We start from the raw sequence: 10,175 nt of genomic DNA on the forward strand, positions 1-10,175 counted from the left end.
GGTCAGGTGGTGAGCAGGCCGCGGGCCAGCAGCACGGCGAGCAGCGGGATCAGCAGCATCGCGTGCGAGGCGCGCATCACCTGGCGGCGCACACGGGCCACCTCGTCGGCGCTGGGCAGGGCGGGGGCAGCGGCCCAGCGGGCGTAGGCGCGGTGCGGGGCCACGGCGGCCCAGGCCAGCAGGGCCAGGCCCAGCAGCTTGGCCCACAGCAGCGGCTGGGCGCCGTACCAGGCCAGGCCCTTGACGCCCAGCGTCATGCGCAGCAGGCCGCTGAGCAGCAGCGCGGCCAGGCAGCCCAGGTAGATGCGGTCCACCACCAACAGCCGCTGCAGCACGGCGGCATTGAGCCATTCAGCGCGCAGCAGCGCCGCCTGGCTGGTGGAGAACACCACCAGGGCCAGCACCGCGGCCAGGTGGACATAGGCGATCAGGGCCTCGGTCAGCATGCGGCGATTGTCGCCACAACGAAAAACCGCCCGGCGGTGCGGGGCCGCGGGCGGTGAAGCGAGTCCAACGGAAACCGGGGCGGCCGCTCAGCCGGTGATCGCCCAGGCCGAGGTGCCGTAGTTGCGGCCGTTGGTGCATTCCTTGTCGGTCGGCTTGAACTTCTTGCTCCACTGCGGCAGGCTCCACTGGCCGTCGGCCTCGCGGTAGGAGTAGTAGAACTGCACGTTGCTCAGGTCATGGCCCAGCCGGCCCTCGACCACCGAGCCCAGGTCATCGCCCAGCGTGCTGCAGGTATTGCCGAACTGGCAGGTGATGTCGATCACGTCCTCGGTGTTGTTGGTGGCGGCGGTGGTGTCGCGGTACTTGACCTTCTTGACCTTGATCTCGTCGCCCGTGTAGTGGTCGTTCTTGAAGGTGAAGGTGATGTCCTGGCAGACGCCGGCCAGGCTGGGGCCGGCAATGCCCAGGGCCAGGGCGGCGGCGATGAAACGGGCGGTGAGGCTGCGCGAAACGGTCATGGTGAAGCTCCTGAAGTGGGGTAGGTGCGGTGTCGCAAACAATCGACTCCCGACACTTCAGAAGACGGCCTGATGGCCGCCGTTCCGGACACTTCACACCCCCCCAGCTTCAGGGGGTCACCCTCTTTCAGCGCAGCGCGTCAGCCAGGAACAGCCGGGCCTGCTGCCAGTCGCGGCGCACGGTGCGCTCGTTGACATCCAGCGCCGCGGCGATCTCGGGCTCGGTCAGGCCGCCGAAGTAGCGCATCTCGACCACCCGGGCCATGCGCGGATCGAGCTTGGCCAGTTCATCCAGCGCCTCGTTGACGCGCAGGATCTGCTCCTCGCCACTGGCCGCGGGCAGGTTCTCGCCCAGCTGGGTGGACAGCGTGACCTGCGCCAGGTCGCCGCCGCGGCGCTCGGCCTGGCGCTCGCGCACCAGGTCGATGATCACCGAGCGCATCACCCGCCCCGCATAGGCCATGAAGCGGGCGCGGTCCGGGAAGCCGGCGTCCTTGCCGGCCAGGCGCAGGTAGGACTCGTGCACCAGCGCGGTGGTGTCGAGCATCCGCGACGGCCCGGCGCCGTGCAGCCGCGCCCGCGCCATGCGGCGCAGGTCCTGGTAGGCGGTCTCGAACAGCTCGTCGACGCCGCGGGCCCCCTCAGGCCCGTTGTTCGGCGCGGCGTTCGGTGTGGATTCGGTCATGCGATTTCCGAGCAAGCGACCGCGCATTGAACGCCGGACCGGCCCCGCTGTCCATTCCCGTGAACACGGGACAGGCCGCCGGCTCAGCGGCTCCAGTAGCCCGGGTCGCCGTAGCTGTGCTTGATGAAGTCGATCCACAGCCGCACCCGCAGCGGCAGGTGGCGGGCGCTGGCGAACACCGCATAGATGCCGTTGGGCGGCGCCGCGTAATCGTCCAGCACGCTGATCAGGCGACCGGCGGCGATGTCGGCCTGGACCTCCCAGGTGCTGCGCCAGGCGATGCCCAGGCCCTGCAGGCACCAGGCGTGCAGCACCTGGCCGTCGCTGCAGTCCAGCCGCCCGCCGGGGCGCAGGTGGGTGACCGCGCCGTCGACCAGAAAGGCCCAACCGCGGGTCTGGCTGGCGTCGGAGCTGAGCGTCAGGCACTGGTGTCGGCCCAGCTCGGACGGGTGCTGCGGCGTGCCGGCCACGCGCAGGTACTCGGGCGTGGCCACGCACAGCCGGCGGTTGTCGGCCAGGCGCACGCCCACCAGGCTGGAATCGGGCAGGTCGCCCACCCGCACCGCGCAATCAAAGCCCTCGTTGACGATGTCCACCACCCGGTCCGACAGGTTCAGCGACAGGCTCACCTCCGGGTGCTGGGCCAGGAAGGAAGGCACCAGCGGCGCCACGTGGCGGCGCCCGAAACCGGCCGGCGCTGTCACCCGTAAGTGACCACTGGCTTTCACGCCGCCAGCCGACACGCTGGCCTCGGCGTTGTTGAAGTCGGCCACCAGGCGCTGGCAGTCTTCCAGAAAGGCGCTGCCCTCGTGGGTGAGGGTGACACGCCGCGTGGTGCGCAGCAGCAGCTTCACGCCCAGCCGCTCTTCCAGCGCGTCCATGCGTCGGCCGATCACCGCCGGGGCCACGCCCTCAGCCAGCGCGGCGGCGGTCAGGCTGCCCTTGGTGGCCACGGCGACGAAGGTTTCGATCTGCTTGAGGCGGGGCATGGGTGGGGCTGACTTTTGCGTTCAAGTCATGAATCCATGACTTTCCAGGGTATTAATCGCTGGCCAAGTATCGAATAAATTGCGAGCATGGAAAAGAGGCCCCCGCCCCGCGCCGTGCTGTTCGACGCCTACGGCACGCTGTTCGATGTCTACAGCGTGGGCCTGGAGGCCGGCCAGCTGTTCCCCGGCCGCGGCGACGCGCTGGCCCAGCTGTGGCGCGACAAGCAGATCGAATACACCCGTCTGGTGTCGATGAGCGGCCCGCAGCACTACCGCCCGTTCTGGGAGATCACCCGCGAGGCGCTGCTGTACTCGGCCGAGCGGCTGGGCCTGGCGCTGTCGCCCGAGGCCGAGCTGCGCCTGCTCAACGCCTACCGCCACCTGTCGGTCTTCCCCGAGAACCACGGCGTGCTGCAGGCGCTGAAGGCGCGCGGCATTCCCACTGCCATCCTCAGCAACGGCGACCCCGAGATGCTGGCCGTCACCGTCAAGGGCGCCGGCCTGGGCGGCCTGCTGGACCATGTGCTGAGCGTGCACCCCACGCGGCGCTACAAGACCGACCCCGCCGCCTACCAGGTGGGTGTGGACGCGCTGGGCGGGCCGGCGCGCGAGCTGCTGTTTGTCTCCAGCAATGGCTGGGACGCGATCGGCGCCACCTGGTTCGGCTTCACCACGCTGTGGGTCAACCGCAGCGGCGCGCCGCTGGAGCGCCTGGGCACCACCCCCCACCGCACCGGCACCAGCCTGCGCGATGTGCTGGCCTTCTTTCCGGATTGATTCCTTCCCTTTCTTCTGTTCCTTCCTTGAGGTTTGACATGACCGCACGCACCACCGTCCACGGCCTGCAAGTGGCCACCGAGCTGCACCGCTTCATCGAGGAGCAGGTGCTCCCCGGCACCGACGTCGACGCCGCCGCCTTCTGGAAGGGCTTCGACCAGATCGTCGCCGACCTGGCGCCCAAGAATGCCGCGCTGCTGGCCGAGCGCGATCGCCTGCAGGCCGAGCTGGACGCCTGGCACACCAAGCACCCCGGCCCGATCAAGAACATGGGCAAGTACCGCGCCTTCCTCGAGAAGATCGGCTACCTGGTGCCGGTGCCGGGCAAGGTGAAGGCCACGACGAAGAACGTTGACGCCGAGCTGGCCCTGCAGGCCGGCCCGCAGCTGGTGGTGCCTATCACCAACGCCCGCTACGCGCTGAACGCCGCCAACGCCCGCTGGGGCAGCCTGTACGACGCGCTGTACGGCACCGACGCGCTGCCGGAAACCGACGGCGCCACCAAGGGCCCTGGCTACAACCCGGTGCGCGGCGCCAAGGTCATTGAATACGCCCGCCACGTGCTGGACCGCTGCGTGCCGCTGAAGAAGGGTTCGCACCTCGATTCCACCGCCTACCGCGTGGTCGACAACCAACTGGCCGTGACGCTGAAGAACGGCACGACCGTGGGCCTGAAGAACCCGGCCCAGTTCGTCGGCTTCCAGGGCGAGATGGGCGAGCCCAGCGCCGTGCTGCTGAGCCACCACGGCCTGCACATGGACCTGCGCATCGACCGCAGCACCACCATTGGCGCCAGCGACGCGGCCGGTGTCTGCGACCTGGTGCTCGAGTCGGCGCTGTCGACCATCCTGGACCTGGAAGACTCGGTGGCCGTGGTGGACGCCCAGGACAAGGTGCTGGCCTACGGCAACTGGCTGGGCATCCTCAAGGGCACGCTGACCGAAGAGGTCAGCAAGGGTGGCAAGACCTTCACCCGCGGCCTGAACCCCGATCGCCTGTACACCGGCCCGCGGGGCGAGGACGTGGCCCTGCACGGCCGCAGCCTGCTGTTCGTGCGCAATGTCGGCCACCTGATGACCAACCCGGCCATCCTGTGGGGCGAAAGCGCGAAGGAGATCCCCGAGGGCATCATGGACGCGGTCATCACCACGACCATCGCGCTGCATGACCTGAAGGGCAACGCCACCGCCGGCATCAAGAACAGCCGCAAGGGCTCGGTCTACATCGTCAAGCCCAAGATGCACGGCCCGGCCGAAGTGGCCTTCGCCTGCGAGCTGTTCACCCGCGTGGAGCAGCTGCTGGGCCTGCCCAAGGCCACCGTCAAGCTGGGCATCATGGACGAGGAGCGCCGCACCAGCGTCAACCTCAAGGCCTGCATTGCCGCCGCCGCCGACCGCGTGGCCTTCATCAACACCGGCTTCCTGGACCGCACCGGCGACGAGATGCACACCGCCATGCGCGCCGGCCCCATGATGCGCAAGGGCGACATGAAGACCAGCGCCTGGATCCAGGCCTATGAGCGCTCCAACGTGCTGGTGGGCCTGGAGTGCGGCCTGCGCGGCAAGGCCCAGATCGGCAAGGGCATGTGGGCCATGCCCGACCTGATGGCCGCGATGCTGCAACAGAAGATCGGCCACCCCAAGGCCGGTGCCAACACCGCCTGGGTGCCCAGCCCCACCGCCGCCACGCTGCATGCGCTGCACTACCACCAGGTGGACGTGTTCAAGGTGCAGAAGGAACTGGAAAAGACCGATGTCGATGCGGTGCGCGAGGAGATCCTCACCGGCCTGCTGACCATCCCCGTGGTGAAGAAGGCCAAGTGGTCCGACGAGGAGAAGCAGCAGGAGCTGGACAACAACGCCCAGGGCATCCTGGGCTACGTGGTGCGCTGGGTCGACCAGGGTGTGGGCTGCTCCAAGGTGCCCGACATCCACAACGTGGGCCTGATGGAAGACCGCGCCACGCTGCGCATCTCCAGCCAGCACATGGCCAACTGGCTGCTGCACGGCGTGGTCACCAAGGACCAGGTCAAGGCCACGCTCAAGCGCATGGCCAAGGTGGTGGACAAGCAGAACGCCGGCGACACCGCCTACACGCCGATGGCCAAGAACGCCAAGGGCGCCGCCTACCAGGCCGCCTGCGACCTGGTCTTCAAGGGCGTGGCCCAGCCCAGCGGCTACACCGAGCCGCTGCTGCATGCCTGGCGCCTGAAGGTGAAGGCCGGCGCCTGATCACGGCCCGCACCTGACACGACAACGGCGCCCCTCGGGGCGCCGTTGTGTTTGGGCGGCAGGTCTGGACCTCAGGGTGCGACCGAGCAGGTCAAGCCCAGCACGCCCTGGCCCTCGCCTCCGTCCAGCACCACGCTGGCGATGCGTTCGGTGGCTGGCGGCACCAGGATCACGTCGTAGACGACCTCGTTGTGGACCAACTCGCTGGTGAGTGTCTGGCCAGCGTCATTCAGGGCCCGCACCCGCACCACCTCGGTGGGCGACAGCAGCAGGCGCATCCGCACCCGCATGCCGGCCACGTGTGACTCGGGCATCGTGATCACCAGGCTGCGCGGGTCGAAGCTGAAGCCATGCAGCACCTGGCCGTTGGCGGCCGTGAGGTCGCGCACCGTCGGGGCGACGCCGCCGCTGCGGTCCTTGAAGCGAAAGCCCTTGATCCTGAACTTGTCGGGCATCACGGTGCCGGTGTCTACCGCGTCCACGTTGGCGCAGCGGGTGGCGGCCTGGGCAGGCGCCAGCGTGGACAGGGCCAGCAGCGTGGCGGCGAGCAGGGCGGGGCGGATCATCGGCATCTCCTCATGCGTGGGTGTTGGATACCTCAGAGAACGCGATCCGCGCGCCGATCCGGACACGTGGCGGCCAGCGCCACAGCCGGAAAAGACACAGGCGCCCCGCAGGGCGCCTGGGCGGGGGGGCAGCCGGGCTCAGCGCATGGCGCAGACGCCGTTGACCACGCCCTCGTTGGCGCCGCCCTTGACCTGCACCATCGTGATCGGCGCGGACACGGCGGTCAGCGTCGCCGTGTGCATGATGTTGTCGCTGGGCAGGATGAGCAGATCCTGCACGCCGCCCGCGGCGTCCAGCGCCTCGATCGGCACACCCGCGCCGGCAAACGCGCCGATGCGCAGCTCCACGGTCAGCGACGGACCGGGCAGCGTGATGCGCAGACCGCGCGGGTCAAACTGCATGCCGTGCACCGGCTGGCCGATGATGTCGCTGAACACGTTCACGAACGGCGCCCAGCCGCCGCTGCGGTCCTGGAACTTGAACTTGTTCAGCTTGAACTTCTCCAGCAGCGGGAAGTTGTCGGGGAAGGCGAGGAAGTCGGTGCAGCGCACCGCCGCCTGGGCGGTGGGCAGCGCGGCCAGGGCGAGCAGGGCGGCGGCGATCAGGGTGCGGCGGGACATGGCGGACTCCTCAAGTGGTGGGTGGATACCTCAGAGAACGCGATGGGAGCGCGGATCCGGACATGGGTCCAGCGGGGTGATACGCCATGCCCCCAAATTTGCGGGTGCCATTGAGGGTGATGGCGCTATCGCGTGGGCGGAGCCGTCTGGCGCGGCGCTCAAGCTTAGAAGGCGACAGAGAGCCATGCGATTGGGGACGATCGCGCAGTCCTTTGGCAGGCTCGCTCCTCGCGGTGCGAAGACGTCATTCATGGATCGCCACCCCTTGGCAAGAGGCGCTCAGCACCGTCACAATCCCCTGTAACAATCTTCCGGTTTTCTCGGTAAATTGAAACTGTATAAAGATACTGTCGGCAAGAAAAAATTCATGCGCGACAACGGTCGCTAGGCGGATGACCACTACGTGATAAAACGGAACCGATCAGCGATCGCAGGATGCTGCACCCTATGACAACACGTTAGGCCGCATATATGGCAGAGTGCTCCTATCGATACGCGGAAGTAGGTCGCTGCGTTTACTGCGGTTCGACTGAATCGCCACTTAGCGACGAGCACATCATTCCGCTCGCGCTCAACGGCGTATTGGTACTTCCACGAGCCTCGTGCCTAGCGTGCGCAAATGTCACGAAGAAATTTGAACAAACTGTTGCCCGTACGATGTACGGGCCATTCCGCATAAAGCGAGGATTTCGAACGCGTCGTAAGAAAGACCGTCCAAAGCATCTTCCGTTGTACACCATCGATTTGAATGGGACACGGATTAAGATCGACACTCCAATTCAATACTATCCGGATATATTCCTGGCCGTTGAAGCGCCGCCGCCTGGAATTTTTGAAGGACGAGAGCCATCGGATCTCAATCCAGAACTGAAGATTTCGTTAAAAGGTGACCCGGCGGGACTATCCAAAACCATGGATGCTCTTTCACTGGAGCAAATGCTCACAAGTCACGTATTCGAATGGAGTGCGTTCTTTCGGCAACTAGCGAAGGTCGGCCACTGCTATGCTTTTGCGTGCACGCTGGGTCGAGAATATGAGCCTCTATTGCCAGATGTCATTCTGGGCAAGTCTAGTCAGCTGGCGCACTACGTAGGTGGTCTTGAGGCGAGTGCGCCCGCGGAGAGCGCGAAGTCTGAGTTGTCTCTATCAATCATCAGCAAGCCCACCGGAGATTATCTTGTGGCCGGCGTTCAACTCCTGGGTGTTGGGACGCTTCATCCGTATCAGGTCGTTGTGGGTCGAATCCCGAATCTTGAGGCCTTCGTAACAGCGATTGTCGAGCTGCGCAATGCGGCCTAACACCTCGTTCGAGCCGACGCGCTACGGCAGCCAATGCCTGGCCGCTCCAGGCCAAAGTGTTCATCGTCCTTGCGCGGCCAGTCATCGTCTGCCTCCGCGCGCGCCTCAACTCGAACGTTAGGCGTCTGAATCCATCACCGGCGCCTGCCACCAATACAACCAAAAGGGGACCATGCTCTACCGAACTCTCGCAAAGTGGGATGACCCCGCCAAGACTCCCGCGTTGATATTCTTTGCGCAGCTACTCGAAGAGATGTTGTTCGAGTACTCCTTGGACACATACAAAGCTTCAGTCATGCACACCGGCCTATTGTGCATAGAGGCGCTTAACACGATTCGTGAGGTAGAGGCAGGAACGATCAAGCAACCGAATGTCCATCACGCCATCGCGGAATTAGCGACGAACTTCGAACGCGACTCCATCGCAATCGCACTGTCGCCGCTACCACCAGCCTCCTTCATCCCCGTACTTCGGAACCCCAAAACGCCAATTCGAGAACTCCAGGTAATCTTGGAACTCTTGGCGGTGCAACTATCTGCCAAACGGTACCGGGCGAAAACAGAAGCATTGATTCTCTCTGCAGTAACCTCCAATGGACAACTGAATGAAGTTCGCCGTCTAGCCCGTGCGTATGTAACTACGCTAACGGCGACGGGGTTCAGCGCGAAGTACCTACACGACCAAGCACGAGAATTCTTCCATTACGGACAAGGTAGGTTGACCTCGCCTCAGTCGATCAATGAGTTCTTTGCCCTGTTTCCGAGCGAGCGCACAGAATACACAGTTGTCTTCCGTGTAGATCCTGTCTTTGAACACGTCGCACCGGCATTCGAGAAGGTGCGACTTCAGATTGGGAAGAACCTTCCAGCTGACTTGGATTTGACGCTATTTCCTGACGTGTACCGACCAGCCGAGGGCGCACTGTATGCAGTGGTTGCCAAGATTCCCGCGCGCGATCCGTATAGCGCCCGGGAAGGCGCGGAACGCCTACTGCGGCTTAGCTCTACACTGATGACACTGTTCCACCATAAGGAGCATCCCAGGTGGCAGCCCGAGAGCGTCGTTCTCGATGTTAAGTCTGGTCAGTATCGGCAGATATCAATGCCGACAAACTCGATGCACAAATGTGCAGATCTACTGCAGTCGGTGGCGAGCAAACGCCTCCAACTCTTCATGAGCGACTTCTCGCTGGATGAGGACTCGTTTCAGAAGTTTGTCCGTAGCGCTCAATTGCATGCGCTTGCGGTTGCTAGCGATGCGGATGAGAACCAGATTCTCAATCTCTGGATCGCGCTTGAGTCGCTTGTTCCATCGGAGACTAAATCGGATGACGCGTCAAACATTGAGCACATAGTTGCCTCTGTCGTTCCCTTTCTCAACTTTGGCTACATTGATCGGCTCGTAAACAACCTTGTCAAAGATTTACTCGAGTGGAATCAAACCGTCACTCGTAAAGCACTCAAAGGCGTACCTGGAAGCAAATTCACTGACAAACTCGCTCGCGTTCTAGTGCTTCCCGCGTACACAGCGAAGAGCCAACTGATAGAAGACTCCTTTAAGGATTTCCATCTTCTCCGCGATCGATATTTCTATTTTAAGGCGACACTTCAGTCACCACAGGCAGTCTTGTCGGCTCTCGACGCACACAAACAGAGGCTGGAATGGCAAATTCGAAGAATCTACCGTGCACGCAATATTATCGTCCACAGCGGCGAAACCCCGAGCTACACCAAGGCAATCATCGAACACACCCATGACTATCTTGATACCGTACTGAGCCTGCTTGTAAAGCTTGCATCAAAACCGAAGGCGATTAATTCAGTAGGCCAGGGCTTCAAGTATGTTGAGATGAGATATTCTCGGTATTACTCAACTCTACAAACAAAGGGTCTGGCTTTTGACGATGCCAACATAGATTCAACAATCTATTGCCGCTAAGTTCAGGTGAATTGTGTCCGCGCAGACGCCTAACCCCTCTACAGGGACTTCCCGCTGAGTCAACGGCGATCAGTGTTCTTCATCCAAAGCGGCATTCCTTTCA

At 63.8% G+C, this 10,175-nt stretch carries 10 protein-coding genes; 4 read left to right on the forward strand and 6 right to left on the reverse strand.

All coding sequences use genetic code 11. From position 1 onward, the window contains the following. Positions 1–2: 2 nt before the first annotated feature. From KAK03_RS19650 to KAK03_RS19665, 4 genes are all read right to left on the reverse strand, one after another. Entirely contained in the window at positions 3–446 is a 444-nt protein-coding gene (locus KAK03_RS19650; RefSeq protein ID WP_210856405.1) for a DUF2214 family protein, read from the reverse strand. Positions 447–533: 87 nt separating this feature from the next. Further along, on the reverse strand, positions 534–965 hold the full coding sequence (locus tag KAK03_RS19655; protein ID WP_210856406.1) for a hypothetical protein: 432 nt from the start codon (positions 963–965) through the stop codon (positions 534–536). A 127-nt stretch (positions 966–1,092) separates the two neighbouring features. Continuing rightward, complete coding sequence (locus tag KAK03_RS19660) at positions 1,093–1,650, reverse strand: ECF-type sigma factor (protein ID WP_210856407.1); 558 nt, start codon at positions 1,648–1,650, stop codon at positions 1,093–1,095. A gap of 83 nt (positions 1,651–1,733) precedes the next feature. Beyond that, the gene (locus KAK03_RS19665) at positions 1,734–2,639 is read right to left on the reverse strand and encodes a LysR family transcriptional regulator (protein ID WP_210856408.1); all 906 of its coding nucleotides are present in this window, start codon (positions 2,637–2,639) and stop codon (positions 1,734–1,736) included. 87 nt (positions 2,640–2,726) lie between these two features. Here KAK03_RS19665 and KAK03_RS19670 point away from each other — a divergent pair, with 87 nt between their 5' ends. Together KAK03_RS19670 and KAK03_RS19675 are read left to right on the forward strand one after the other, a co-directional pair. Further along, positions 2,727–3,416 carry a haloacid dehalogenase type II gene (locus KAK03_RS19670; protein WP_210856409.1) on the forward strand — a complete coding sequence of 230 codons (690 nt, stop codon included), beginning with the start codon at positions 2,727–2,729 and terminating at the stop codon, positions 3,414–3,416. Between the two features lie 38 nt (positions 3,417–3,454). Then, the gene (locus KAK03_RS19675; RefSeq protein WP_210856410.1) at positions 3,455–5,647 is read left to right on the forward strand and encodes a malate synthase G; all 2,193 of its coding nucleotides are present in this window, start codon (positions 3,455–3,457) and stop codon (positions 5,645–5,647) included. 71 nt (positions 5,648–5,718) lie between these two features. Here KAK03_RS19675 and KAK03_RS19680 read toward each other — a convergent pair whose 3' ends face one another. After that, positions 5,719–6,213 (reverse strand): hypothetical protein, encoded by a 495-nt coding sequence (locus KAK03_RS19680; protein ID WP_210856411.1) that lies wholly within the window; start codon positions 6,211–6,213, stop codon positions 5,719–5,721. Between the two features lie 138 nt (positions 6,214–6,351). Then, positions 6,352–6,834: a hypothetical protein gene (locus tag KAK03_RS19685; RefSeq protein WP_210856412.1), complete on the reverse strand. Its 483-nt coding sequence runs from the start codon at positions 6,832–6,834 to the stop codon at positions 6,352–6,354. A 729-nt stretch (positions 6,835–7,563) separates the two neighbouring features. Here KAK03_RS19685 and KAK03_RS19690 point away from each other — a divergent pair. Beyond that, positions 7,564–8,133, forward strand: coding sequence for a hypothetical protein (locus KAK03_RS19690; RefSeq protein ID WP_210856413.1), 570 nt, complete (start codon positions 7,564–7,566; stop codon positions 8,131–8,133). Positions 8,134–8,305: 172 nt separating this feature from the next. Then, on the forward strand, positions 8,306–10,072 hold the full coding sequence (locus KAK03_RS19695) for a HEPN domain-containing protein (RefSeq protein WP_210856414.1): 1,767 nt from the start codon (positions 8,306–8,308) through the stop codon (positions 10,070–10,072). The last annotated feature ends 103 nt before the right edge of the window (positions 10,073–10,175 follow it).

The sequence above is a fragment of the Ideonella alba genome (assembly GCF_018069845.1).
GTDB lineage: Bacteria > Pseudomonadota > Gammaproteobacteria > Burkholderiales > Burkholderiaceae_C > Ideonella > Ideonella alba.

Coding starts and splice junctions, on each gene's coding strand:
- KAK03_RS19650 (WP_210856405.1), bottom strand. CDS start 446: ATGCTGACCGAGGCCCTGATCGCCTATGTCCACCTGGCCGCGGTGCTG.
- KAK03_RS19660 (WP_210856407.1), bottom strand. CDS start 1,650: ATGACCGAATCCACACCGAACGCCGCGCCGAACAACGGGCCTGAGGGG.
- KAK03_RS19680 (WP_210856411.1), bottom strand. CDS start 6,213: ATGATCCGCCCCGCCCTGCTCGCCGCCACGCTGCTGGCCCTGTCCACG.
- KAK03_RS19670 (WP_210856409.1), top strand. CDS start 2,727: ATGGAAAAGAGGCCCCCGCCCCGCGCCGTGCTGTTCGACGCCTACGGC.
- KAK03_RS19675 (WP_210856410.1), top strand. CDS start 3,455: ATGACCGCACGCACCACCGTCCACGGCCTGCAAGTGGCCACCGAGCTG.
- KAK03_RS19695 (WP_210856414.1), top strand. CDS start 8,306: ATGCTCTACCGAACTCTCGCAAAGTGGGATGACCCCGCCAAGACTCCC.
- KAK03_RS19665 (WP_210856408.1), bottom strand. CDS start 2,639: ATGCCCCGCCTCAAGCAGATCGAAACCTTCGTCGCCGTGGCCACCAAG.
- KAK03_RS19655 (WP_210856406.1), bottom strand. CDS start 965: ATGACCGTTTCGCGCAGCCTCACCGCCCGTTTCATCGCCGCCGCCCTG.
- KAK03_RS19685 (WP_210856412.1), bottom strand. CDS start 6,834: ATGTCCCGCCGCACCCTGATCGCCGCCGCCCTGCTCGCCCTGGCCGCG.